Source organism: Bradyrhizobium sp. CIR48 (assembly GCF_014198315.1).
Taxonomy (GTDB): Bacteria; Pseudomonadota; Alphaproteobacteria; order Rhizobiales; family Xanthobacteraceae; genus Bradyrhizobium.
Genome location: NZ_JACIHG010000003.1, coordinates 551,111 through 577,193 on the forward strand (window position 1 = coordinate 551,111; position 26,083 = coordinate 577,193).

The 26,083-nt window shown below is 59.3% G+C and carries 21 protein-coding genes and 2 pseudogenes; all 23 read right to left on the bottom strand.

The window, feature by feature from the left end:
• Positions 1-6 precede the first annotated feature (6 nt).
• The 23 genes and pseudogenes from nifE to GGD66_RS12710 all read right to left on the bottom strand — a co-directional run bounded on the left by nifE (position 7) and on the right by GGD66_RS12710 (position 26,026).
• Entirely contained in the window at positions 7-1,653 is a 1,647-nt protein-coding gene (gene nifE, locus GGD66_RS12600) for a nitrogenase iron-molybdenum cofactor biosynthesis protein NifE (RefSeq protein ID WP_183257939.1), read from the bottom strand.
• 97 nt (positions 1,654-1,750) lie between these two features.
• Positions 1,751-3,307, bottom strand: a complete 1,557-nt coding sequence (gene nifK, locus GGD66_RS12605; protein ID WP_104461849.1) for a nitrogenase molybdenum-iron protein subunit beta — start codon at positions 3,305-3,307, stop codon at positions 1,751-1,753.
• A 66-nt stretch (positions 3,308-3,373) separates the two neighbouring features.
• Positions 3,374-4,876: a nitrogenase molybdenum-iron protein alpha chain gene (gene nifD, locus GGD66_RS12610; RefSeq protein WP_183258078.1), complete on the bottom strand. Its 1,503-nt coding sequence runs from the start codon at positions 4,874-4,876 to the stop codon at positions 3,374-3,376.
• 447 nt (positions 4,877-5,323) lie between these two features.
• A pseudogene (locus GGD66_RS12615) lies at positions 5,324-6,569 on the bottom strand (cysteine desulfurase).
• Positions 6,566-7,888, bottom strand: a complete 1,323-nt coding sequence (sufD, locus tag GGD66_RS12620; protein ID WP_183257940.1) for a Fe-S cluster assembly protein SufD — start codon at positions 7,886-7,888, stop codon at positions 6,566-6,568. The pseudogene GGD66_RS12615 and the gene sufD overlap by 4 nt, the downstream one beginning before the upstream one ends.
• A gap of 19 nt (positions 7,889-7,907) precedes the next feature.
• Positions 7,908-8,660: a Fe-S cluster assembly ATPase SufC gene (gene sufC / locus GGD66_RS12625; RefSeq protein ID WP_183257941.1), complete on the bottom strand. Its 753-nt coding sequence runs from the start codon at positions 8,658-8,660 to the stop codon at positions 7,908-7,910.
• A gap of 64 nt (positions 8,661-8,724) precedes the next feature.
• Positions 8,725-10,221: a Fe-S cluster assembly protein SufB gene (sufB, locus tag GGD66_RS12630; protein ID WP_183257942.1), complete on the bottom strand. Its 1,497-nt coding sequence runs from the start codon at positions 10,219-10,221 to the stop codon at positions 8,725-8,727.
• Positions 10,222-10,415: 194 nt separating this feature from the next.
• Positions 10,416-10,610, bottom strand: a complete 195-nt coding sequence (locus GGD66_RS12635; RefSeq protein ID WP_091956552.1) for a 4Fe-4S binding protein — start codon at positions 10,608-10,610, stop codon at positions 10,416-10,418.
• Between the two features lie 750 nt (positions 10,611-11,360).
• Positions 11,361-12,473, bottom strand: a complete 1,113-nt coding sequence (gene ald, locus GGD66_RS12640) for an alanine dehydrogenase (protein ID WP_183257943.1) — start codon at positions 12,471-12,473, stop codon at positions 11,361-11,363.
• Between the two features lie 385 nt (positions 12,474-12,858).
• Complete coding sequence (hypE, locus tag GGD66_RS12645; protein WP_183257944.1) at positions 12,859-13,905, bottom strand: hydrogenase expression/formation protein HypE; 1,047 nt, start codon at positions 13,903-13,905, stop codon at positions 12,859-12,861.
• Positions 13,902-15,044, bottom strand: a complete 1,143-nt coding sequence (hypD, locus tag GGD66_RS12650; RefSeq protein ID WP_183257945.1) for a hydrogenase formation protein HypD — start codon at positions 15,042-15,044, stop codon at positions 13,902-13,904. The genes hypE and hypD overlap by 4 nt, the downstream gene beginning before the upstream one ends.
• Positions 15,041-15,217 (bottom strand): HypC/HybG/HupF family hydrogenase formation chaperone, encoded by a 177-nt coding sequence (locus tag GGD66_RS12655; RefSeq protein WP_312014118.1) that lies wholly within the window; start codon positions 15,215-15,217, stop codon positions 15,041-15,043. Before GGD66_RS12655 ends, hypD begins: the two co-directional genes overlap by 4 nt.
• A gap of 58 nt (positions 15,218-15,275) precedes the next feature.
• Complete coding sequence (gene hypF, locus GGD66_RS12660; protein ID WP_183257946.1) at positions 15,276-17,531, bottom strand: carbamoyltransferase HypF; 2,256 nt, start codon at positions 17,529-17,531, stop codon at positions 15,276-15,278.
• Positions 17,528-18,487: a hydrogenase nickel incorporation protein HypB gene (hypB, locus tag GGD66_RS12665; RefSeq protein WP_246788877.1), complete on the bottom strand. Its 960-nt coding sequence runs from the start codon at positions 18,485-18,487 to the stop codon at positions 17,528-17,530. The genes hypF and hypB overlap by 4 nt, the downstream gene beginning before the upstream one ends.
• Positions 18,487-18,828 carry a hydrogenase maturation nickel metallochaperone HypA gene (gene hypA / locus GGD66_RS12670; protein WP_183257947.1) on the bottom strand — a complete coding sequence of 114 codons (342 nt, stop codon included), beginning with the start codon at positions 18,826-18,828 and terminating at the stop codon, positions 18,487-18,489. Before hypA ends, hypB begins: the two co-directional genes overlap by 1 nt.
• A complete protein-coding gene (locus GGD66_RS12675; protein ID WP_183257948.1) occupies positions 18,821-19,915 on the bottom strand; it encodes a nickel-dependent hydrogenase large subunit in 1,095 nt (364 codons plus the stop codon). Before GGD66_RS12675 ends, hypA begins: the two co-directional genes overlap by 8 nt.
• Before the next feature lie 100 nt (positions 19,916-20,015).
• Complete coding sequence (locus GGD66_RS12680) at positions 20,016-20,879, bottom strand: hydrogenase expression/formation protein (RefSeq protein WP_183257949.1); 864 nt, start codon at positions 20,877-20,879, stop codon at positions 20,016-20,018.
• Positions 20,876-21,322: a hypothetical protein gene (locus tag GGD66_RS12685; protein ID WP_183257950.1), complete on the bottom strand. Its 447-nt coding sequence runs from the start codon at positions 21,320-21,322 to the stop codon at positions 20,876-20,878. Before GGD66_RS12685 ends, GGD66_RS12680 begins: the two co-directional genes overlap by 4 nt.
• 189 nt (positions 21,323-21,511) lie before the next feature.
• A complete protein-coding gene (locus GGD66_RS12690) occupies positions 21,512-21,802 on the bottom strand; it encodes a HypC/HybG/HupF family hydrogenase formation chaperone (RefSeq protein ID WP_183257951.1) in 291 nt (96 codons plus the stop codon).
• Positions 21,803-21,818: 16 nt separating this feature from the next.
• Complete coding sequence (locus GGD66_RS12695; RefSeq protein WP_183257952.1) at positions 21,819-22,397, bottom strand: HyaD/HybD family hydrogenase maturation endopeptidase; 579 nt, start codon at positions 22,395-22,397, stop codon at positions 21,819-21,821.
• Positions 22,391-23,118: pseudogene (gene cybH, locus GGD66_RS12700) on the bottom strand (Ni/Fe-hydrogenase, b-type cytochrome subunit). Before cybH ends, GGD66_RS12695 begins: the two are co-directional and overlap by 7 nt.
• 4 nt (positions 23,119-23,122) lie before the next feature.
• Positions 23,123-24,913: a nickel-dependent hydrogenase large subunit gene (locus GGD66_RS12705; RefSeq protein WP_183257953.1), complete on the bottom strand. Its 1,791-nt coding sequence runs from the start codon at positions 24,911-24,913 to the stop codon at positions 23,123-23,125.
• Positions 24,914-24,925: 12 nt separating this feature from the next.
• A complete protein-coding gene (locus tag GGD66_RS12710) occupies positions 24,926-26,026 on the bottom strand; it encodes a hydrogenase small subunit (RefSeq protein ID WP_179733133.1) in 1,101 nt (366 codons plus the stop codon).
• Positions 26,027-26,083: the final 57 nt, after the last annotated feature.

Below are 26,083 nucleotides of genomic sequence, written 5' to 3' on the forward strand. Positions count from 1 at the left end.
GCCTCCCTACTCTGCGGCCTGTCGCATGGCAGACGGCTCGGACACCAAGATTCCTTCGATGCGACTCTGGCAGCAGCCACCGACCGCATTGGTATGCTCTCTCACCGCTGCGACGCTCCTCAGGCCGTGCGCGTATATTGCATCCTCAATCGTGCCAAGATCGACCGTGTTACACACGCAGATCTTCCTCGCGCGGCGCGCGGTTTCGGCAAGCGCCGGATCGCAGGCGATCGCCGCCACCGGCGATTGCATCTGCTCCAGCGCCTTGGCCAATGCCTGCCATGGTGCCGGTCGACGTAGCTGCTCCCACATCGGACTGGAGAGCGACTTATCGATTTCCTCCACCAGCTTGACCATTCCGACATAGCCCATATAGGCGTGGCAACGCTCCTGGTTGATATCGAGCCAGGGCATCGCCGCTTTCAGCGCGACGAACTGCGACTTGCCGCCCGATAGCATGATGTCCGCTTTTGCGTCCTTCAACATCTTATACATTTCGCGCGGCGTCATGTCCTCAATCATGTGGGCATCCTGCCCCATCAGCTCCTTGATGCGCTCCTTGTCTTTCCTGGTTGATTTCTTGATGCTGGTTCCGACTAACTCAAGCCCGGCTTCCTGGAGTGCCGCAACGACCGACCATGACTTGACGCCGCCGGTAATCAACAAGGCCTTCTTGCCTTCAAATCGGGGCTTGTACGGCTTGATCGCAGCCCAGGCCCACGCTTCCTCGCGCGCGATCACCGCTTCGGTGCGTCCGAGCAGATCTGTCGGCGCGCCGCGTTCAACCAATAAGCGGGCAAGCTGACGCAGTGATTCGCTCGAATCTTGAATACCGTAGAACGACCCCTCGAAGAACGGGATCCCGTAGCGCTGCTCCATCTTGCGTGCGACGTTCATCATGGACTTTGAGCACACCAACATCGCCGCCCGCGCGCGATGAGATGAAGCGACTTCGCAATACTTGCCATCGCCGGAGATACAGGAAAGAATCCGTACTCCAAGCTCGTCCAGCAATGGCTTCACTTGCCAGAGCTCTCCCGAAAGGTTGTATTCCCCGATCAGGTTGATATCGTACGGGGTGGTGTGGTCCGGCTCTTGCGTCCCGATCACATAATCGAGCAACGCCTCGCCGGCGAGCTTGTTACCGAGGTTCTTCGAGCCGACGAAGCCCGGGGAATTGATCGGGATCACCGGCTTTGCGAACCTTTGAGATGCTGCCTTACAGACTGCGTGGATGTCGTCGCCGATCATCGCCGGGATGCAGGTTTGATAGACGAAGATGGCGGGCGGGTCGCACTTGTCGATGATCTCCTTGATCGCTTTGTAGAGCCGCTTCTCGCCTCCGAATACAATATCGGTTTCGCTCAAATCGGTTGTGAACGCGGTGCGCCACAGATTCGAGCCTGACGACGCCGCGCCGCGATTGTCCCAGGAATTACCTTCGCACGCGATCGGACCATGCACCAAGTGAGCGACATCGGTGAACGGCTGCAGCGCAACCTTCGCGCCATCGAAAGCACAGCCCCCGGCAGCGCTACCCGGCTGCAGTTGTTTTGTGCAGCCCCTCTTGCGTTCAGCCTCCGGCTTACTGCCGTTCTTGGCGCAGCCCGGCTCGTCGAAAACATTCTGGACCGTGGCCGCTAGTGAACTCATCCCTTTTTCCTCTCAGCGCAAATTAATTGCATGGTCAACCGTCGTGTGCTTGTGCCATCCTCGGGTGCTCGGGCGATGGCACGCGCACGGTCGCTCATCAACGAATGATGTCGAAGCTGTAATCAGTTTTGCCAAGAACGTTTGTCTTCTTGTCGATCTCATCGAAGATCTTGTCCAGGATCTTCACCAGCACATTCAGGCCACCCTGATAGCCCCATAGAGGGGAGCGGTGATGGTGATGCCGATCAAAAACCGGAAAGCCGATGCGGATCAGTGGCGTTCCTGTATCGCGCTCCAGATACTTGCCATAGGTGTTGCCAATCAGAAAATCGACTGGCTCGGTGAACAGGAGTGAGCGCATGTGCCAGAGGTCTCGGCCGGGATAGGCTTGGCACCCTTGCCCAAATGGCGAGCTTGCAAGCAGCACCTGCATTTTTTCGTGCCAGGCCTTGTTGCCGTTGGTGGACAGCACATGTGTCGGTTCGGCGCCGAGTTCGAGCAGAAACGCAGCCAACCCATAGCAAAGATCCGGATCGCCATAGATCGCGAACTTCTTGCCATGGATATGCGCACTGGAGTCAGCGATGGCGTCGACTAGGCGGCCACGTTCTCGCGCGAGTTGCTCGGGAATCTCCTTGCCGCTGATGCGTGACAGCGCCACGATAAAGTCATCCGTTGCGGATAAGCCCACCGGGTAGTTGAAGGAGACGACCTCCTGCCCATGCCCAGCCACGAATGGCAGCGTTTTTTCGGTGCACCACTGCTGCATGGAGATTGTCGCCTTGGCGTGAACCGCGTTGGCCGCATCTTCCAGCGTCGTGCCGCCGTCATACATCCGGAATTCGCCGTCGGTCGGAGTATCGAAGACTTCAGAATTATCCGCGAGAATCGTGTGCTGGATGCCCATCAACGCCAAGATGCGCTTGATCTCGCGAAGGTTTCCGACGGTATAGCCATCGAACCCACCGATGATGTTGATCGCCCCGTTCTGCTTGCGCTTCAGCTTCGGCGCTGTTCCGGCTTTACCGTCCCAAAAATGCTCCAGAATGCCCTTGAGCGCATTGTCATAACCGGTGACGTGGCTGCCGACGAACGCCGGGGTATGGGCGAATGGCACATCGAAGTTCGCCGGAACCGAGCCTTTTTCTTTCGACGTCTTGATGAAGGCGTTGAGGTCATCGCCGATCACCTCGGCCATGCAGGTCGTAGAGACCGCAATCATCTTGGGCTTGTACATGTTATAGCTGTTCGCGAGCCCGTCGATCATGTTGTTCAGCCCGCCGAATACGGCAGCGTCCTCCGTCATCGACGAAGAGACGCAGGAAGAAGGCTCCTTGAAGTGCCGCGACAGATGGCTGCGGTAATAAGCCACGCAGCCTTGCGAGCCGTGGACGAAGGGCAGCGTGCCCTCAAAGCCAACAGAGGCGAACACGGCGCCAAGCGGCTGGCAGGCCTTCGCCGGATTTACCGCTAGCGCCTCCCGCGCAAAGTTCTTTTCCCGATATTCGGCCGTTTTCGTCCATTCCTTGATACGTTCGACCTCGGCAGGATCGCGAGGATTCTCGAATATCTTCTTCTTGGCCAGCATCTGCTGGTATTCTGGACCGCGGAAAAGTTCGAGATGATCGAGCACGTGTTCGGCACTCTGCGCCATTGTTGAAATCCTTCACTATCGAGATTGGTATCGCCCCGGCTTTCCCAGAGAGCGAGATGAGTTGCTTTATTCTGCAGCCAGAAGTTTGGCCCTTGAAGCTTCCTTCCAGGGGGCCCTCGTTTTCTTCCAGATCGGCGAGTTGACGGCCATGTCCATGTCGCGCGCAAAGATCGCAAAGCCGTCATAGCCGTGATATGGACCCGAATAGTCCCAGGAGTGCATCTGCCGGAACGGCACACCCATCTTTTGGAAAACGTATTTTTCCTTGATGCCCGAGCCGACAAGGTCAGGCTGGAGCTGCTCGACGAAGCGCTCGAACTCATAGCCATTGACGTCATCGTAGATGAGCGTGCTGTCCTTTACGTAGTGCTGAGCTGTGCGCTGATAGTCGTCGTTGTGACCGAACTCGTATCCAGTGCCAATGACTTCCATCCCGAGGTCCTCGTATGCGCCAATCACATGACGGGGACGGAGCCCGCCGACGTACAGCATCACCGTCTTGCCCTCCAGGCGCGGGCGATATTTCGCAATCACGGCGTTCACCAGCGGTTGGTACTTTTCAATCACCCGCTCGGCGCCTTCCTTGATCTTGTCGTCGAAATAGCCCGCAATCTTGCGCAGCGACTCTGCGATCTTGGAAGGTCCGAAGAAGTTGTACTCGCACCAGGGGATACCGAACTTCTCTTCCATGTGGCGTGAGATGTAGTTCATGGAACGGTAGCAATGCAGAATGTTGAGCTTTGCTTTCGGCGTTGCCTCGAGCTCAGCCAGTGAACCGTCGCCGGACCACTGCGCGATCACCCGCAGGCCCATCTCCTCTAGTAGAATTCGTGATGACCAGGCGTCGCCGCCGATATTGTAGTCTCCGATGATCGCCACATCGTACGGCGTCGGCTCAAACTTCGGTTTACCATCGGACTCGAGCTGATCGAAAATCCAATCGCGCACCGCGTCGTTGGCAATGTGATGGCCTAGTGACTGCGACACGCCCCGAAAGCCCTCACAACGGACCGGCACGATGGTCTTGCCGCCATATTCCTTGGACTTCGCTCTCGACACGGCCTCGATGTCGTCACCGATCAATCCGATCGGGCATTCCGATTGAATCGTGATGCCGTTGTTGAGCGGAAACAGCTCCTGGATTTCGTCAAGAATTTTGACCAGCTTTTTGTCGCCACCGAATACGATATCCTTTTCCTGGAAGTCGGAGGTGAACTGCAGGGTCACGAAGCTATCGATGCCCGTCGTGCCAACGTAATAATTGCGTCGCGAGCCCCACGAATACTGACCGCAGCCTACCGGGCCATGGCTGATATGGACCATGTCCTTGATCGGTCCCCAGACCACCCCCTTTGACCCTGCATAAGCGCAGCCTCTGATCGTCATCACGCCAGGTATGGATTTGATGTTGGACTTCACCCCGCAATCTGACTTGCCGGCTTGGTGAACGTTCAGGTGCTTGGCACGCCGTTTCGCGGTTTTCTCCGGATAGACCTTCAGCACCTCCTCGATCAGCTCTTTGTTGCGAGCCCTGATTTCTGCGATGCTCTGGGTCGTGGCGAGACTCATCTGATGTCCTTCAAAGGTTAGCTGTTGCGAGGGCGGCGTCTTGAGCAAGACTTTTGCAACCAGCATGCCAGCGCCTCGCGAGCACCAAAAAACACAGCAATCAAAATCGCTTAGCGCGCCTGGTGCGGTGACAGGGGGTGTTGTTGCGAACCCGACATCAGGCTTTGAGCAGAGAACGCTTGGTTTGGTCTGTTCGAAATGGAACAAGGGCTGGCTACGTGTAAAATCGACCGCCCCATTCTCGAGGACGTCCGATCTCAGTACTCTGCGGTCGCGGAAGGCGGCCGTACGGGAAGGCCGGCTCGCCGACACAGGCTTGCCAATGCTATTTATGCTTGCTGAGATCTACAGGTGCTTACCTGCTGTGATGTCGATGAGGTGCATGACCTCATCCTCCAGACCTCAATTCGAGCTATCTCGCCACCCGGACGTCGTAGGCCCACCGAATTACGAGAACAGCTGCCGCGCCTTGATAAGCGCCCGCACGAGCACATCAATTTCTTCATGTGTATTGTAAAGTCCAAGGGACGCACGGCACGTCGCCAGCATGCCAAATCGCTTGAGCAGCGGCATCGCACAGTGGGCCCCCGCCCGCATCGCTACACCGGCGCGGTCGACGACGGTGGCAATATCATGCGCATGCGCACCCTCCATATCAAAGGAAATGATCGGACCCTTCTCGGCCGGGGTCCCGATCAAGCGCACGAAGTTGATGTCCGCCAGCTTCTCCTGCGCGTAAGCGAGCAGTACGCTCTCGTGCCTGCGGATCTGCACCTTGCCTATCGAATTGATGTAATCGATAGCCGCCCCTAAACCGATGGCTTCGACGATCGGCGGCGTACCCGCTTCGAACCGGTGTGGCGGATCACCATAAATGACGCCGGAACGCGAGACCTCGCGGATCATCTCCCCGCCGCCATTGAAGGGCGGCATCGATCCTAGATGCTCAGACTTGCCGTAAAGCACACCGATGCCAGTCGGACCATAGAGTTTGTGGCCCGTCATGACGTAGAAATCGCAATCAATATCGCAGACGTCCGCGCCCAGATGGACGCAAGCTTGCGAGCCGTCGACCAGCACCGGGATACCACGAGCATGCGCGATCCTCACCACGTCTTTCGCCGGCAACACCGTGCCGAGCACGTTCGACATTTGTGTGATTGCAACCATCTTGGTGCGCGGGGTCAGCAGTCGCTCAAAATCATCGAGTAAGAAGTTTCCGTCATCATCCACTGGCGCCCATTTGATCACTGCACCGAATCGTTCCCTGAGAAGGTGCCATGGCACAATGTTGGAGTGGTGTTCCATAATCGAGAGAACGATCTCATCACCCGGGGTAATGCGATCCCGGCCAAAAGTCTGGGCGACCAGATTGATTGCCTCCGTGGCGCTCCGAGTGAAGATGATCTCTTCGTTTAAACGCGCGTTCACGAACCGCGCCACTTTGGTACGGGCACCTTCATACGCCTCGGTCGCCGCGTTAGCGAGGTAGTGCAAGCCGCGATGAACGTTGGCGTATTCGCTGGAGTACACCTGCATCATACGGTCAAGCACCGCGTGGCTTTTGCGCGGATGCAGCGTTATCGAGGTAAACAAGCGGCTTGCCGTACACCGTCATGGCGAGCGCGGGAAAGTCCGTACGCAGACGGTTGACCTCGTAACTACCATTGCTCACGGCGGGATGTGCGCTCATCGCCCCGCCTGCAGCCAGTGTTCAGCTTGCCCTGTCACAAAATCGCGCAGTTTCTCGGAAGTGATCTCCTCAATCGATTCGCCAAAAAACGCTTTGATCAGCAACATCTGCGCCTCCTTCTCGGATAGCCCCCGAGCGCGCAGATAGAATACGAGAGTGTCGTCCAGCGCGCCCGATGTCGCTCCGTGGCCGCAGGTCACGTCGTCAGCCAAGATTTCAAGTTCGGGCTTATTGTCGGCCTCGGCCTGGTCGGATAGAAGCAACGCTCGCGTCGTCAGGGTGGCGTTCGTCTTCCGGGCGGCGGGACGAATGACGATCCGGCCCTGAAACACCGAGCGGCCGCAATCGTCGACGACCGCGCGGAACTTCTCCCGACTGGTGCAATGTGGCACGGCGTGGTCGACCACGATCGTTGTGTCGGCGTGCAGCTTGTCCCTGATGAGATTAACCCCATTCGCCGAGACATTGGTTCCTTCGCCGGCCAGCGTGATGAATCCCTGATAGCGGCTGATGGAGCCGCTGCAGGTCATGCTGAAGAGGTCGAGCTTAGCCCTGGCGCCCACTGCTATGATCGCCGACGAGATGTTTACGGCGTCAGAGGCATCGGCTGCCACGCGGATATGCGAAAGGCTCGCCTCGTCACCAACCAGGACGATTATCGCATCATTGGCTTGATAGCCGCTCGCGCCTTCAGCCGGGACGAAACTTTCCACGATGGCCGCATGCGCTCCTTTACCAAGCTGTAGATACGAGCGTGTAAAGGTGGACACCGACACTCCGGTTGCGACGTGAACGATTTGAATTGGACGCTTCACCGCCTTGCCGTCGGCGACCGTAATCAGCAGGCCATCTGTCGCCATTGCGGCGTTGAGTGAGATAGCGGAGTCGCTCGTCGTGGACAGCACCAGACCTGCCATGTCGCCAGGCGTCGAATTCTCCAGAACCTCTCGCAGCGACCGCACAACAACTTTATTTTCTAACCTGCCGAGATCGGATAGCTCCGGCGCGAATATGCCATCCACCAAAACCAGTTTGACCGCCTGCTCGGCAGACACTTGCTCGGCCGAAACCCTTGCACGCACCAGCGCCTCCGCATCCGGTTGCCGAGCGAGTGGCAGCACCTCGCCGATCAGGGCGCGCAGATCTGTGTATTTCCAGTCCTCCATGCCCCGATGCGGAAGGCCGGTACGCTCGTAGACCTCGAATGCGCTCGCCCGGATTTTGGGGACAAGGCCTGCACCAGGCAGCCGTCCACGCGCCGCAGCGAAAACATTGCCGATTGCGCGTTCGGCGTCGGCTTTGTGCAAAACCTGCTTCATCGGGGAATTCCTAGAGCCGTCAGGCCGCGTCTTCGAATTGTGCGTAGCCAGAAGCCTCGAGCTCCAGCGCGAGTTCCTTGCCGCCACTCTTCGTGATCCGCCCTTTCGACATCACGTGCACAACGTCTGGCACGATATGGTCGAGCAGCCGCCGATAGTGCGTGATTATGATCATCGCTCGTTCTGGCGAACGCAAGGCGTTGATGCCGCTGGCGACGATACGCAGCGCGTCGATGTCGAGGCCGGAATCGATCTCGTCAAGGATGCACAGACTCGGCTCGACCAACGCCATCTGCAAAATTTCGTTGCGCTTCTTCTCGCCGCCGGAGAAGCCGACATTGATGCCGCGCTTGAGCATGTCTTGGGGAATGTTGAGCGAACGGGCCACCTCGCGGACTCTTTTCAGAAATTCGGGGATAGAGAATTCCTGTTGGTCGCGCGCCTTGCGCTGGGCGTTCAGTGCCGCCCGGAGGAAGTTCATGGTGGTCACGCCGGGGATCTCGACCGGGTACTGGAATGCCAGGAACACGCCCTTGGCGGCGCGTTCATTTGGCTCCATCCGCAACAGGTTCTCGCCCCTGAACAGGATTTGTCCGCCGGTAATCTCATAACCGGGCTTGCCGGCGATAACATGCGAGAGCGTCGACTTGCCGGACCCGTTCGGCCCCATGATCGCGTGCACCTCACCCGCATCGACATTAAGATCGAGGCCGCGAATAACTTCGCGGTCTTCGACACCAACATGCAAATCTCGGATTTCGAGTAGCGCCATTCTGATCTGATCCCTGAAATGTCATCTGGCGAGCTGCATTCGAGGGGGCTCGCGGGAGGTTTGGTTATCCGACAGATCCGTCGAGCGAGATCGAGATTAGCTTCTGCGCCTCCACTGTGAACTCCATCGGCAGTTTTTGCAGAACTTGCTTGACGAAGCCGTTGACGACGAGGCCGACCGCCGCCTCCTGCGAAAGGCCGCGCTGGATGCAGTAGAACAGCACGTCCTCGGAGATCTTCGAGGTCGTCGCTTCGTGCTCGAACGTCGCCGAGGAGTTCTTGGCCTCGATGTACGGCACGGTGTGCGCGCCGCACTTATCGCCGATCAGCAGCGAGTCACAGGCGGTGAAGTTGCGCGCGCCGGTCGCTTTCCGGTGCGCGGTGACGAGACCGCGGTAGGTGTTCTGCGATTTGCCGGCGGCGATACCCTTCGAGATGATGCGGCTCGACGTGTTCTTGCCGAGATGGATCATCTTGGTGCCGCTATCGACCTGCTGGAAGCCGTTCGAGATCGCGATCGAGTAGAACTCGCCGCTCGAATTGTCACCGCGGAGAATGCAGCTCGGATACTTCCAGGTGATCGCCGAACCCGTTTCGACCTGGGTCCAGGAGATCTTCGAACGGTTGCCGCGGCAGTCGCCACGCTTGGTGACGAAATTGTAGATGCCGCCCTTGCCTTCCGAATTGCCCGGATACCAGTTCTGTACCGTCGAATATTTGATCTCGGCGTCGTCATGCGCGACGAGCTCGACCACGGCGGCATGCAGCTGATTCTCGTCGCGCTGCGGCGCGGTGCAGCCTTCGAGATAGGAGACGTAGGAGCCCTTGTCGGCGATGATCAGCGTGCGCTCGAACTGGCCGGTATTGCGCTCGTTGATGCGGAAATAGGTCGACAGCTCCATCGGGCAGCGCACGCCCGGCGGCACGTAGACGAACGAGCCGTCGGAGAACACCGCCGAGTTCAGTGTCGCGTAGAAATTGTCCGAGGTCGGAACTACCGATCCCAGATATTTCTGCACCAATTCAGGGTGCTCGCGGATCGCTTCCGAGATCGGCATGAAGATCACGCCGGCCTTCTTCAGCTCCGCCTTGAACGTGGTCGCAACCGAAACCGAATCGAAGACCGCATCGACCGCGATCTTGCGGCGCGCCGGATCTTCCTCACCGGGCTTGGGCTCGACACCTTCGAGCATGGCGACTTCCCGCAAGGGAATGCCGAGCTTCTCGTAGGTCTTCAGGATCTCCGGATCGATCTCGTCCAGCGAGGTGACCGTCTTCTTCGGCTTCGGCGCCGCGTAGTAATAGAGGTCCTGGAAGTCGATCTTGGGATAGTCGACGCGCGCCCAGGTCGGCTCGGTCATGGTCAGCCAGCGCCGATAGGCCTCGAGCCGCCACTGGAGCATCCAGTCGGGTTCGTTCTTCTTCTGCGAGATGAATTTTACGATCTCTTCCGACAGACCCTTCGGGGCCTTCTCGGTGTCGATCAGGGTCTCAAACCCATAACGATACTGGTCGACGTCGATGCGCTTCACGCGCTCGACCGTCTCCTGTACGGCTACCATTTCCCGCTCCACTCGCGCAACGACAACTCCCGCTGGCGAGGATTCCGCCACAATCTATCTGAGCGGATCGCACAAGTTGCCGCCGACTCGGGGTCAGCGAGTGAGAGAAATAGAATACGGATCCAAAAGGCGGCGGCGGTCGATCGCGTTTTCATCATGTCTCGTGCCGGAGCCCCTCTCATCGGCTACTCCACCTACGCCGGCACGCAGGTATCGGGCACCGGACAAACGACGGCGCATTGCGGCGCGTCAAAGTGCCCCTCACATTGAGTACACTGGGTCGGATTGATCACATATATGTCGTTCTTCAGGTTGATCGCGGCATTTGGACATTCGAACTCGCATGCACCGCAGACGGTGCACTGGGATGCGATTATCTTGTAGGCCATCACTGCGATTCCATGAGCGAAAGTTGCGGGACAGTTTCTTGCTTTCAAGTCTTGTGCCAGACAGTTTAACTTGATTTTGTCTGGGCTATTTTCGAGAACGCAAGTCGCCGTCTCGACACGGTGTCGCAAATCCTACACCGCGCATGACAGTAGCTTGAGCTCGATGCCGTGGTTTGCGCATGGTTGATCTCACGGCAGTCAGTGATCAGGTGAACCGCGTTCGCCAGCCTCAGGGAACGATCTCCGATCCTTGCTAAAGCCGCCGTGCCGCGGCGATGGATGCGCCGCGCGACTTCAAAAATTTCTCCGCCGGTGTGTCAGGTCGACCCCGAGCCGCATCTTGGTGGTTCCACTCACCGGGACAGCGGCGGCTTCGGCGACAGTACCACGGTAAACAACCCGCGCAGTCATCACCGGCCCGGTTGGCGTCTCCACAGCTAGTCAGAATCGCGGCGATCGGGCCAGACAAAGTCGCTTCGGTGGTCGCGGGTCCCCAGCGGACCGCAGGACGCATTCCCGATTGCGTTGGATTACCTGGCAAAACCGGCATTCATATGCGCTGTATGGACCGAAAGTACATTGTCTCGCATCGTGCGGGGACTGAAGCCAGGCCTTCGTCTGGTGATCCTCCGCTTCGCTCCACGTTCGAAATAAATGCCGGCGCCGGTCAGCAGATCGATGGAGCCGAAAAAAAGCCACCCCGAAGGGTGGCTTAAGTCAGGGAGGAAACGCCCATGAGGGCCTCTGGGATCAGGCCGCAGCCTGTTCGATCGGTGAGAAGGGCAGCCCGAGGCTTTCGGCGACCGCTTCGTAAGTTAGCCGGCCCCGATGGACGTTGAGGCCTGCGCGCAAATGCGGATTGTCGAGCACGGCGGAAAAGCCCTTGTCGGCCAGAGCCAAACCAAACGGCAGCGTCGCGTTGTTCAGTGCCTGGCTCGAGGTCAGCGGCACGGCACCGGGCATATTGGCCACGCAATAATGAATGATGCCATCCACTTCGTAAGTAGGATCAGCGTGAGTGGTTGGGTGCGATGTCTCAAAGCAGCCGCCCTGATCGATAGCGACGTCGACGAGCACCGCCCTCTTGCGCATCGAGCTCAGCATGCTCCGGCGGACCAGCTTCGGCGCGCTCGCACCTGGAACGAGCACCGCACCAATCACCACATCCGCCGCAAATACCTCTTCCTCCACAGAGCCGATAGTCGAAAACCTGGTGCGAGCGCGTCCTTCGAATAGCTCGTCCAGCTCGCGGAGCCGGAGTATCGAACGGTCGATGATGGTCACCTCTGCGCCCAGACCAACCGCCATGCGTGCCGCGTGCGTACCAACGACGCCACCTCCGATCACCACGATTCTGGCAGGCTGAACACCGGGCACCCCACCGATCAACAGCCCTCGTCCGCCTGCACTCCGCTTCAGGGCGCTGCCCGCCGCTTCGATCGCAAGCCTACCCGCGACCTCGCTCATCGGCGCCAGCAGCGGAAGACCACCATGCGGATCAGTTACGGTCTCGTAGGCGATCGCAGTGCATCCAGATTTCAGGAGGCCCTTGGCCTGATCCGGGTCGGGGGCCAGATGCAGATAAGTGAACAGGATCTGATCCTCCCGCAGCTGACACCATTCGGACGGCTGAGGTTCCTTAACCTTTACGATCATCTCGCTCGATGCGAATACCTCGGCTGCGGAAGTTAGAATCGTTCCGCCAACATTGCGATAATCGTCATCGGTTGCACCAATACCAGCGCCGGCATTTGTCTCGATCATCACGCGGTGGCCCGCTACCACGTATTCGCGGACAGCTCCCGGGGTAAGGCCCACGCGATATTCGTGCGCCTTGATTTCCTTGGGGACTCCGACCTTCATTTTGAAAACTCCCTGCCTGGAGGGCCTTTCTAATCGGAAGCGAGCAGCGATATTGCGACGCAGCCGTCGAAATGGCGCAGAAATTCAACGATATTTGACAAGCTTCGCAGGATTTCAAACCCACGGGTGCCGAGCGATCGTGTGACCATGCTCGTTGAGCTTAACCGTCGGAACTGCGCGATGGCGATGAATTGTCTCGAATTGCGTTCTCGGCCCGTGGAAAAGCTAACAACCGGAATTCAGCACGCCTAAAGGGCAAAATCCAGTCTGGCGGTTGGGCAGATTGCCCATAGAAGGGATCGCTTTTAGAGCTAATGGGTGATGGCTCATGACGATTGATCATAGACTTGGTTTGCAAAAACTGGATGATGCGCAGCGTGTTAAGTTAACAGATCCGAGGCAATTGTTCGCCCCACAACCAGTCGACGACTCGTCGACCGCCGAAACTGGTCGCCATCTGCACAAATTTCCGATTGTCAGCCACTGCTTCGCCGATATCAGCTGCGTCGGACCCGAGCGGGTGCGCCTTCATGGCTGCAAGCACGGCATCGGCCAAATCAGGCGCGATGATCGCAACGAGCTTGCCTTCGTTGGCGACATGGATCGGATCGAGTCCAAGGAGTTCGCAGGTAGCCGCAACCGCCGGCTTCACCGGAATGGATGCTTCCTGCAGACGGAACCCGAGCTCGGATTGATGCGCAATCTCGTTCAGGGCCGCGGCAAGCCCACCGCGCGTGGGGTCGCGCATCACCCGGATGCCGCTACCGCCGGCGGCAACCATGACCTCTACGAGGTTATGCAACGCTGCGGAATCCGAGACGACCTCGGTTTGAAAAACGACGTTCTGGCGTTTTGACATGATCGCCACCCCATGATCGCCGACGCTACCGGAGACCAGCACACGGTCCCCGACCCTAGCCTTGTCGGCGGAGAGATCGAGCCCATCGGCCACAATCCCGATCCCTGTCGTAGAGATGAACAGACCATCCGCCTTGCCGCGTTCGACGACCTTGGTGTCTCCGGCAATGATGTGAACGCCGGCACTGCGCGCTGCCGCGCCCATGGAATCCGAGATCGCCTTCAGATCAGAAAACGGGAAGCCCTCCTCGATGATAAAACTGGCCGACAGATAGAGGGGACGCGCGCCGGACATGGCGACATCATTGATCGTGCCGTGCACAGCCAGTGACCCGATATTGCCGCCGGGAAAGAACAGCGGCGAGACCACGTAGCCGTCGGTCGTCATCACCATCCTGCCTGCCGCAACGTCAAAGGCCGACTGATCATTGCAGCGGGCGAGCCATTCATTACCAAAGGCTTGGTGAAAAAGGCCGGAGATCAGCTGTGCCATGGCACGGCCCCCGGATCCGTGGGAAAGATCAACGCGTCCGTTCTCGACGTCGAGCTTGCGTTGGTAACCCTTTACACTCATGACGTCCGCCTCAACGGTTCATCGCGAACTCGGCCATAGGTCCAATAGGCCGCACAAGCGCCTTCCGATGATACCATGCAGGACCCTATGGGAGTTTCTGGCGTGCAGACGGTTCCAAACAGCTTACACTCGACCGGCCGCTTGGCGCCACGCAGGATGGCGCAGCACTCGCACGCCGGATTGTCTGAGACACGCAGATCGTGGATCGCAAAACGCGTCTCAGCGTCGAAGTGCGCGTAAGCCCGTTTCAGCTTCAGTCCGCTGTTGGGTACGAGTCCGAGCCCACGCCATTCAAACTGCTCGCGCAGTTCGAATATCTGCGATACCTCGTCCTTGGCGCGCCGATTGCCTTCACGCGTCACCGCCCGACTGTATTGGTTCTCCACCTCGTAGCGGTCTTCGTTCACCTGCCGCACCAGCATCAGAATCGCCTGCATCACATCGAGCGGTTCAAATCCCGCGATCACGATCGGCTTGCCAAATTGTTCTGCCAGGGGCTCGTAAGGCTGCGTACCGATAATGGTGCTAACATGTGCAGGCCCGATGAAGCCGTCAATTGGAACCCCGCCGGTGTCGCGAATTTTGGGGTTCTCGAGAATGCTCTGCATCGCAGAGGGTGTAAGCACGTGGTTGCAGAACACACTGAGGCCCTTCAGCCGCTTCTTCTCAGCAATTCGGATCATCACCGCGGTCGGGGGCGTCGTGGTCTCAAATCCGATGGCAAAGAAGACCACCTCGCGGCTCGGCGCCTGTTCGGCGAGCCGGATAGCGTCGAGGGTCGAGTAGACCATCCGAATGTCGGCGCCGAGCGCTTTAGCTCGCAACAGGGACTGTCCTTGCGACCCAGGCGCGCGCATCAGGTCACCGTAGACGCACAGAGTGACCTCCGGTCGATCGACAAGCCGGACCGCCATGTCGATTCGACTGGCGGGCAGAACGCAGACGGGACAACCGGGCCCGTGGATCATGCGGACGTTCGCGGGCAGCAGATCCTCCAGGCCATAACGGGAGATCGCATGAGTGTGCCCGCCGCAGAATTCCATGAACCGATAAGCTCTTTGCGAACTAACCTCGGCGCCAATCGCACGCGCAATTCCCTGCGCGATGGCCTTGTCGCGAAACTCGTCGGCATATTTCATGATCGGCGTTCCCCTGCGCTGCCTAGCTCCTGCAGCAGCTCCAGCGTGCGCTTGGCTTCCATCGGATCGATCTTGGCCAGCGCATAGCCGACATGGACAAGGACGCAATCGCCGACCTCGAGCTCGTCGACGAGAGCGATCGATATCTCCAGGCTGATGCCATCGATGGACACTATGGCCACGTCGTTGGGAAGAATTTTCGCAATCTTTGCCGGAACTGAAAGACACATATCAGGCTGTTCCTACCCTGGCGGACGAGTGTTGAGCTATCTGCAGGGCGGCAATCCAGGCCTGGCCAAGGCTCAAACCGCCATCATTGGGCGGCACCCGCCGTGGCAGGAGCGGGGTAAGGCCGGCAGCGCTGCAACCGCGTGGGATTTCGTCCGCCAGCACCGCGTTCAGGAAGCAGCCGCCGCTCAGAACGACCGTATCAACGCCCGTTGTCCGCGCGGACCGCGTGACCCAGTCGACGCAGGCGGCGGCGAAGGTGCCCTGAAACAGCCCGGCTCCGCCCACCGCGTCAATGTCATTTGCAATCAAGCGCGCAAACAGAGGACGAAGCGAGAGCTCGCCGCCATCGATCGTCCAGCCAGCTTCGAGAATCGCGGTCCGCCGCGCTAGCGCCTCGAGCTTCATCGCCGCTTCGCCCTCATAGCTCTGCAAACTCGCAATCCCCAGCAGCGCCGCTGCCGCGTCGAACAACCGGCCCGCACTGGTCGTGGTGGCCCCGCCCGGCTGTTCGAGCAAGGCCGACACACATCCAGCCTGCCGTTGCGCCGCAAAGCGCGGCCCGATTTCGTTACCCCGGCCGAGCTCATGTAATACTGCGCTGGCCATGCGCCACGGCTCGCGGGCTGCACGATCTCCACCAGGCATTTGCAGGGGCGCTAAGTGCCCGATGCGTCGGCACCTCGTCCCTTCGCACAACAATAGCTCGCCACCCCAATTACCGCCCTCGGAGCCAAGGCCATGGCCATCGAGCACCAGGGCAAGCGCAGGTCCCGTATGGCCATGCTCGGCGATCACTGCGGCAGCGTGTGCGTGGTGATGCTGGACAGCGACCAGCGCGCGGCCATTTGCTTCCGCAAACCGGGTAGAAGCCATATCGGGATGCAGATCGTGGGCGATGGCGACAGGCTCCACATCGAGGCTCGATGTGAGGTGTCGGACCGTCTCCTCGAACGCACGGATGCCTTCGGCCGTATCCAGATCGCCAATATGCTGAGAGACGAACGCTTGGTTGTCCCGCGTGATGGTGACGGTCGATTTCAGTGCGCCGCCGACGGCGAGTACGGGCGGCACAGACATCACAAGCCTGATCGGTTCGGGAACATAGCCACGGGCACGACGAATGAATTGCGGCCGGCCAGCCACGACCGACACCACGGAGTCATCAGCACGCGTCACTATATCGCGATCATGGGTCACGATAAGGTCGGAGATCCCCTTGAGCCGCCCCAGCGCCTGCGCGTTGTCGATCAGGAGCGGTTCGCCGCAACGATTGGCACTGGTGGCGACGATGACCGGGCCGGTCCGCTCACATGCTACTGCCGAGCGAAGCGCATGAAGGATGAGGTGATGCAGCGGCGCTACTGGCAGCATAACACCCACGCGCGATAAGCCAGGAGCTATGGCGGGCGCTAAATTGTTGCGCGAAGGCAGAAGGACGATGGGGCGTGCTACGGATTCGAGCAGCGCAAGCTCTGGCGCGTTCGCCTCCGCGATGTCGCTGACGCGCTCTATCGAATCTACCATAACCGCGAACGGCTTCTGAAGGCGCTGCTTTCTCCTGCGCAAAAGCTGCACCGCGTCCTGGTTACGCGCATCGCAAAGAAGCTGGTATCCCCCGAGCCCCTTGATCGCCACGATTTGTCCCCCCGCGATTGCCGCGACGATGGTGCTGATCCCATGGCTGAGCCGAGGCCCGCATGTCGGACACGCGATCGCCTCCGCATGAAACCTGCGGCTCGCCGGATCGGCATATTCGGCCGCGCAGGCGGCGCACAGCCTAAAAGCCCTCATCACGGTGTTGCGCCGGTCGTACGGCAGCCGTTTGGCGATGGTGTAGCGTGGGCCGCAATGGCAGCAACTGATGAAGGGGTAAAGGTAATGCCGATTTTCTGGATCGAACAGCTCGCTGAGGCATTGCTGGCAGGCAGCAGCATCAGCGACGATCTGCGTTGACAATTTGCCGTCTTCGCTCGTGCCGATCGAAAAGCCTTTCGCCGCGAGCGCCGCAGTCTCCCGAACGCAGATATCGTCGATGCGTGCCAATGGAGGCGCCTCGAGCGGCAACGTGGCGACAAACTCCAACGCACGTTGGCCCTCGACCTCGATCGTAACGCCTTCGGGGCCATTGATGACAAATCCCGCCAATCCGTAGCGCATGGCGAGTCCATAGACGTAAGGACGAAAGCCGACCCCTTGCACGGCCCCACTCACGCGCACGCGCAGCCGCGTTTGGTCGCAGGTGGTTGGAGCGCTCATCTCCTTATGTCCTCTAGGGCGCGCCTCTGATGCCCCGCCTGTCTATCGATCCAGGCGTAGAGCGCATCAAAACCCTCACCCGTACGAGCCGAAACTACAAGCACGTCGATCTTTGGATTGACTCGTCTAGCGTATTCGATCGTCTTGCCCAAATCGAACTCAAGCAGCGGGCCCAGATCAATCTTGTTGATCACCATAAGCGAAGAAGCGGCAAACATGTCAGGATATTTGAGCGGCTTGTCTTCACCTTCGGTAATCGACAGCACTACGATCTTGCAGGCCTCGCCAAGATCGAAGGCTGCGGGACAGATCAGATTACCGACGTTCTCGATGAAGAGAATACCACCCGTGAGCAGCGGCAAGCGGCGATAAGCCTCGCCAATCATCGCAGCGTCGAGATGGCAACCCTTGCCGGTGTTGACTTGAATGGCTGGCACGCCGGCGGCCCGAATGCGTTCGGCATCGTTCGAAGTCTGCTGGTCGCCTTCGATGACCCCGACCGGCCGACTACGCTTGAGCTCAGACACCCCGCGGACGAGCAGCGTCGTTTTACCTGCACCGGGACTGGACAAAAGATTAAATACAAGCAGGTCATCGGCGACGAAGAGCGCGCGGTTGTCCGCCGCAATCCCATTATTCTTGCCAAGAATATCGCGCCCAATCTGGATGACCCGCTTTCTGCCTATGCCCGCGACCTCCAAGCCAGCCGGCCCGGCGCCGCCGCTCAGAAGCGTCTGCCCACCGTGAGTCTGGTGATGGGCAGAGCGACGATGGCGACTATGACTATCGCCAGCATGGTTTGAACGCTGCGGGCCTTGGTCCTCATGCTGATGGGCACAATAGCGATCGCAATCGTTCTGCACATGGGCATCGGATCGCTCATGGCTCTTCGCATCATGCGCCTTGGCGCGTTTGCTCGGCGGTGGCTCTTCGGTGCAGCCGCAAACGGTACACATCAATCGATCTCCAGCTCTTTCACGCGCATCTGTTCGCCCGCGGTTACCTGCAACTGATAGCTGCCGCAGCAAGGACAGCATTCACCACGTCGCGCAATCTCGACGCTCTTTGAACAGCTCATGCACCAGGCAACGCCTGGCAGTTCGACGATATTAAGGACTGCACCCTCGGCAACTGTCCGCCTCGCAATGACCGCAAAGCAGAACCTGATCGCTTCAGGCGCGGCATGACTCAGCGCTCCCATCTCTAGACAGACGCTCCGCACCCGCGAAAGCGATCGGTGACGTACCTCCTCCTCGACGATTTGAATGATGCCAAGACAAATCGCCATTTCATGCATCGCCAACTTCGCGAAAATTGAGTGTGAACCCGACGCACGGATCGAGCGATGCAATCACGGCATCGACTGCATCCCGACGTCGCCTATCCGTCAGCACCGCGCCCTGCAGGCTGCGGACAAGCGGTCCGCGCGGGTGGAAATTCCACTCCGTCGGCGCAAGGAATTCGAAGAGGGATATCCGGCCCTGAGGATCAAGCTCAACCGCGTGGTAGAGACGCCCTCTGGCGCATTCGACCGCGGCCGCCGCACGGCCGGGCCCTAACTTATATCTTTCGATAATCCCATGCTCCGCCGAGTCAATCTGAGCACCGGCCTTGAGCCAGGCACATAACCGGAGGGCTTCGGCAATTCTGGCCCTCAGCCGCTCGGCCGCACCGGAGGGGCTCGGCGAGAGCCGATCACGCGTCATTTGGCGCGCCCATGGGCCCGTCTCGGGCACCTGGCCGTCAATATCTGGACAATAGCAAAATGTCGTGCCATCCACGAGCAGCCGTTTAATGATGTTGAGGTCGTCAGCAACGGACAGGAACGAGTGCTCCGCCGGAATTGACTTCAGGCCGATCTCATCAAGCCTTGCAATGCGAAGCGCCAATGGGCTACCGGACCTCACTGCGCCCCCCTCATTCGACATGCCGAGCGCGTTCAGCGCAGCCACGATCCGCACTGTTGCTTCGCATTGAGCTGAGCTCCAGGCTGGCTGTGCGCTACCGACAAGCGCTGACATTCCCCGCATAAGAGAGCGGATTGCCACCGCACTGGCGATGTCTTGCGCAAGATGTCCGACAAACACGCCCCGTAGCAACTCCGCGATGCGCTCGATAACGATAAGCGCAATACGATGCTGTTTTGTCGTACGGGTGATCACTTCGTCGCGCGCCGTCTCGACCGCGGACAGCAGTGCAGTTTGCTGCGCAGCGGCACACAACGCGAAGAGCCGCGGCAGCACCTTGAGCAGCAACGAGGCCTGTTTGCCAGCGAACAACCGCGCCAGCGGCGGCCGGACTCGTGGCAGGATCTCGATCGCGGCGACTACGTCGGCAGCTACCGATACGGTTACATCGATTTTGTTCTGGGCAGCGAGGCTCATGCGCACCGCTCCGCCAACATCCTGCGCGAGTTATGCCGGCGATCGCTGCGCCCGCGCCGTCTACGGGGTCCCACCCGACGCCGAACGTTCTCCAAGCTCTTCATGTGAAGTACGCCTCAATAATTTCCTGCATGCGCTCAGCAGAGTCCTGGAAATCTTCGTCGGCAGCCAACGCAACAATCGGAACGCCGCCGACCTCCAGCGTATCAAGGATGATATTGTCCGTAGAACTGAAGAACTGCACCGACCAGACGTTCCTGATCCCGGTCGCCTGCACTCGGCACGTGCTGTAGCCACGGAAGATGAGTTGGACCGGGCCATTGCCCACGCTTTTCTGAAGGAATGTTAGGTCGATAACGCTCATCGGGAGCAAGGTGAGATTGATGACATGCGCGCGCATGCCAAAGCACCAGACGCGCGCCCGCTCGCGTATCTCGGCGAGCACCGGTCGCACGTTCATCGCGCCGTCCGGCGCCGCGCCGATCGCAAGATCGGCGGACGTCAGGTCAGTTGCGGCGCGCCGGACGATCTGCGGGATCGCTCCGATCTCAAGATATTCGTGCGCCGGCTCGCTCCCGATGCGCACGCGCCAGATTCCCGCAAGCACCGACTCCCGGACTTGCGCCAAGGAGCCATCTGGCAGCGCAACCACGCCGGCGACCTCGCCTTCTCCGAGCACTTCGCCTATCAGCTTGCGCTCGGGATCGGTGAGATTCGCGAGTCCGTACAGTTGTGTCCGAGCGCTGCTTCTCTGGCTGCCAACGGCAGCAGCGGTATTCGATAACAGCGCCATGGCATTCGGATAGTTCCTTGCAAGCTCGTCGCCTTCGCGCCAAGCGCGCTTGGCGAGCGCAGTCGCACTCGTCAACCCGCTATAGAATACATCGAGACGTCCAGAGCCCGTGGCAAGGTTACTCGCTGCCCCGTCGGCGCCGTCGGATACAACGCGGATCGCTGTTTTCATGATGCGATGTTCCGTTGGCTGTATCGAGATGCAGTGCACGTGCCGACACAAGCGCAGCCGGCGTGTGGCCGAACCATCGGTACCGAGATGCGATTGATCGTGACCAAACGGACCGGTCTCCTGCCGATCAGGCTGAGTGTATCGTGCCGATGGCACAGGATCGGCGTCGACGGGCCTCGCAGCCCGAGCCACTCAACCAGTACGCCACCTACGCCGCGCTCAGGCACTGTACCTTTCATGCGCCGCCGAAACGCCTTGACGATCTCACGAAGTAAGAATGCGACGTGGATGATCTGGAGCGAATATAGGGGATCGACCGCCGGCAGCGGCATCACGGCCGCCCTCAAGGGAGCGTGCGCGACCGGGCGCGCATCGACGCTGACGCCCTCCACGTCGGACGGAGCGGGCCGCGTCAGACCATGCCGCGTCGGCTGCAACTTCATCACACGCCTTCCTGATCATGTTCGGTTCTGCTAGCAGGGCATTAGCAAGGCGCATGCCAATCACCGCCTGGCCGCGACTCGCGCTCGAACCAACGGGCTCGAAAAGCATGACACTTCGATGCAAGGTTACGTCCGACTGCGATACGATTTGTGAGCAAGCCTGGTTGGCGCAACCGGCGAGCGGAACTGCTAGCGTAGGTGCTCCGGCAATTGCGGCTCATGGCCGATCAAATCCGCAAAGAAGCGATCGCAGTCCTGGCCGTTGAGGCTTGCCTCAAGCCCGGCAAGTGCTTCCGAGATCAGCCTTGCTTCTTTTTCGTCCAAAAGCCGCACCGCGCTGTCGATATGAACGAGCACCTTGGCGCCGGCCGAGGCGTCGGAGAGCAGCATGACCGAGACGCGGCGCTGTTCATTGCCATACTCGCACAGCGCCGTGATGCCGTCAGTCTCGACAATCGTCATTGGCAAGCCAAGGCACATGGTCAATCGCAGGCCGCTAGATCGGCTGCGTCCCCATCTCATAGTTTGCATGGTCGATATTGTTCGCCAACAGCCGTTCTGAAGCAGGCAGCGGCGCGGTCCGCGGCTTTGCCGGCGAGTCCCATTGCGCCAGGAGTTTGCAAGCCAGCTCAATCGCAGGCGCAATCTGAAGGCGTACCGGGGCGGTCAGCGGACCGCCCCAATGCTCCAGGTCCAGCGGCTGACAACCGATGAGAGCGAGCTCTCGCGGGCGGCGGCCAAGCAGGTCGGCCGCACTCAAGACCTCCTGAAAGCCGGTCTGATGCAGGCTCACCTTCTTGGCGGCGGTAAATGTTGGCACTTCCTCATCTCGCACAAGCTTCAACTGCCCGGGCAGCAATCCATAGTCGATGGCATCGAACACGATCAGGCAATCGGCCTGCTCAAGAAAACTGACGAGGTAGAGACCCTGTGTGCCGCCATCGAGGACGGTTACGTTGTCATCGATGGCGTAGCGGCGATGAAACTCCTCGACCACCCGCACGCCGAATCCCTCATCGGCCCACAGGATATTGCCGATGCCGAGCACCAGGATCCTTTTCTTATGATTCAGCATTCGCTTGCCAGCCAATCGCGGAGCCCGCGCTGACCCGATATCACAGAAGAGATGCTCCGGCGCGACATGAGTCTTCCCGGACCACCGCGTAGATGTGGACCAGCGCGAAGGTCACGATCACCCACAGGCCGAGATGATGCCAAGTATGGACGTCCTGACTGTTCGGCCAAATTGAAAATACCCAGCCGAACAGCTTGTGCTGCCAGCTGTCAGTACCAGTACCTTGCCCATAAAGTGCAAAGCCTGTGACGACCATGAACGTGATCGTCTGCGTAAACATGAAGAACATCGCGAGCTGAGCAAGACGGTTGTGCCCGACGCGCCTCTCGGGCTCAACTGTAAGGAACGCATACAAGCGAATCTCGTGGTACACCTCGCGCCAAAAGCACCTGCGCCAGAGCGGCACCCAAAAGATCTGCATGGCATGCGCGTTTCCGATTAACGCCCAGTAGATCCGCAGAAGAAAGCCGATACTGAGCACATATCCCGCCGAGAAATGAGCAAAGCGGATATAGCCGAACAGGAAATTGCCGCTTTCCTCTCCCGACATCGCCGGTGTCCCGGATCCAATGACATAGCCGGTTAAACTCAGCATCAGAATGGCCGCCGCATTAACCCAATGCCACAGTCGCACCGGCGCGTAAGCGATACCAGCGCCGATGCTCCGTTCAGTGGGTTCCGCATCGACGGCGGCAAGGAGCTTTCGAGCTCTGTCCAGCATGTCGTTAACGAACCCTGATTGAGGCCATTTCCTGGCCGTCAGGACTCATCACGTGGGTCGAGCAAGCCAAGCACGGATCAAAGGAATGGATCGTGCGCAAGATCTCCAGGGGCCGCTGCGGATCGGCCATCGGGGTACCGATCAGGGAGGCTTCAAAAGCGCCAATATTGCCCTTGTGATCGCGAGGAGATCCGTTCCACGTCGTCGGCACGACACATTGATAATTGTCGATCTTGGCGCCCTTGATCTTGATCCAGTGCCCAAGTGCACCGCGCGGGGCCTCACTGAACCCGAAGCCCTTGGCCTCCTTGTGCCAGCTTTCCGGCTTCCACCTACTGACATCGGCAGTTGCCGTATTGCCTGCCTTGATGTGGATTACCAGCTTATCTTGGAAATAACGCATCTGATGCGCCGCCCACTGGCATTCGAGCGCCCGAGCTGCAGTACGGCCAAGCGTCGAGAACAGCGCAGTCAGGGGAAGATTGAGCCCGTTGAGCAGTCTCTCGGCCGGCTCCTTGAACTCGGCTTTGCCTTGTGCATAACCGATGATGTATCGCGCCAATGGCCCGACCTCCACGGCGTGGCCGCGCCAGCGCGGCGCTTTGATCCAGGAATACTTGCCGCCTTCGTCGAGTTCCTTGATATCTGTCTTGTTGCCTTTGAGTTTTGGCCCAAGTTCAAAACGCGGCTCGGTGATACCGTCCCAGGGATGCAGTCCACAGCAATCGCTAGGGTATTTATACCATGAATGCGTGACGAATTCCTGGATCTGCTCGGGATCACCATGGTCGATCGGCAGTATCTCCTTGAGATTGCCACCGAGAATGACCCCACGCGGCAGCTTCAAACTTTTGGCGGAACAGTCATTTGCGATTTCGGGGATGTCGCCATAGGACATCACGCTCTTGCTCGAAAGTCCGCCGCCATGAAGCCAGTCCTTATAGAACGAGCAGATCGCGGCAATGTCGGGCAGGTAGACCTGCTCGACAAATTCGATCGAACGGTCGATGATCGAGGACACGATGTTCAGACGCTCCATATTGATCGCACCCACCGCACCAGTTCCCTCGATGTTGATCGCACAGGGCACGCCGCCGACCAGCCAGTTCGGATGCGGGTTCTTACCACCATAGATAGCTTGGATCTTGACGATCTCCTTCTGGAAGTCCAGCGCTTCCAGATAATGCGCTACAGCCATCAGGTTCGCTTCCGGTGGCAGCTTGTAGGCCGGATGCCCCCAATAGCCATTCTTGAACGGACCGAGTTGTCCTGATCCGAAGAATTTGGTGAGCCGGATCTGCAAATCCTTAAAATAGCCAGGGGACGACAGCGGCCAGGGCGAGATAGACTGCGCGAGCGCAGAGGTCGACTTGGGATCGGCCATGAGCGCGGAGACCACGTCGACCCAATCCAGCGCGTGCAGGTGATAGAAATGTACGAGGTGATCATGCACGAGCAGGCACAGCTGCATGATGTTGCGGATCGAATTGGCATTCTCCGGAATGGCAATTCCTAGTGCATTTTCAACCGCGCGCACGGAGGTGAGCGCATGCGTGCCGGTGCAGACCCCGCAAATCCGCTCGGTGAACGCCCAGGCGTCGCGCGGATCGCGCCCGCGCAAGATGACTTCGATGCCACGCCACATCGTCCCGCTTGAGACCGCATTGCGGATCACATTGCCGGAATCGAGATTGGCTTCGACACGCAGGTGGCCTTCGACCCGCGTCAGCGGATCGATGACGATTCGCCTGCCTGAACGATCGAGATTGAACCCGTTCGGTGTCTGGACGGCCACCGTCGCCCCTCCTCAACTCGGTTTGCTTTCTTGGGCTGGGCGATCCGGCTTGTGGGTCAACCGCTTCACGGCGGTGACCGCCGCATGGGCAGCGACGGTTAGCCCAACTACGCCGGCAGCGGCCATGCCGATCTGGTCGGCGTTCTCCTCGATGCCGAATTGCCTGATGGTTGTGAGTCGGTCGTAAAATGACCCCTTATCCCAGAAGCCGTCTTCCGAGCAACCGAAGCAGCCGTGGCCGGATTGAATCGGAAATGAAACGCCGCCGTTCCACCGCAGGGCCGAACAGGCATTGTAGGTGGTTGGCCCCTTGCAGCCCATCTTGTACAGGCAATAGCCCTTGCGTGCGTACTTATCGTCCCACTCTTCGACGAATTGACCAGCGTCGAAATGGGAACGCCGATAGCACTTGTCGTGAATGCGCTCGGAATAGAACATACTTGGACGCCCTTGGCTATCGAGCTCCGGAAGCTTTCCGAACGTGGTGATGAAAGTCACAAGGCCGCTCATGACCTCTGCGATAGGCGGGCACCCGGGCACCTTGATGATCAGCTTGTTGGTGATCACCTTATCGATCGGTACCGCGCCAGTCGGATTGGGCTTGGCCGATTGCACGCATCCCCATGACGCACACGTGCCCCACGCGATGATCGCCATGGACTCTTCCGCCATGGACCTTAGCTTTTCGACGAACGGCTTGCCGCCGTCAATGCAGAACATGCCACCCTCGTTCAGCGGTGGATTGCCTTCGACGGCGAGCACATACATACCTTTGTACTTGGCGCGAGTTTCCTCCAGGATGGCTTCGGCCTGATGTCCTGCCGCCGCCATGATCGTATCGTCATAGTCGAGCGAAATCATCGACAGCAGCGCGTCCTTGATCAAGGGATGGGCCGAGCGGATAAAGCTTTCCGAGCAGCAGGTACACTCGAGCCCGTGCAGCCAGATGACGGGCACACGCGGTTTGGTCTCCAGGGCGTTGGCAATACTGCTTGCGGCGAGAGGACCAAGCCCCAAGCTCGCGGCAGTCAAACTACAGAATTTGTGGAAACTACGACGCGTCATACCCTGACGTCTGATCACGCTGTAGAACGTTTCCGTTGCACCACCCATGACGCCTTCCACGTGAGTTGTCGTCGGCCGTAACGAATCACTGACGTTCAGCAAGAA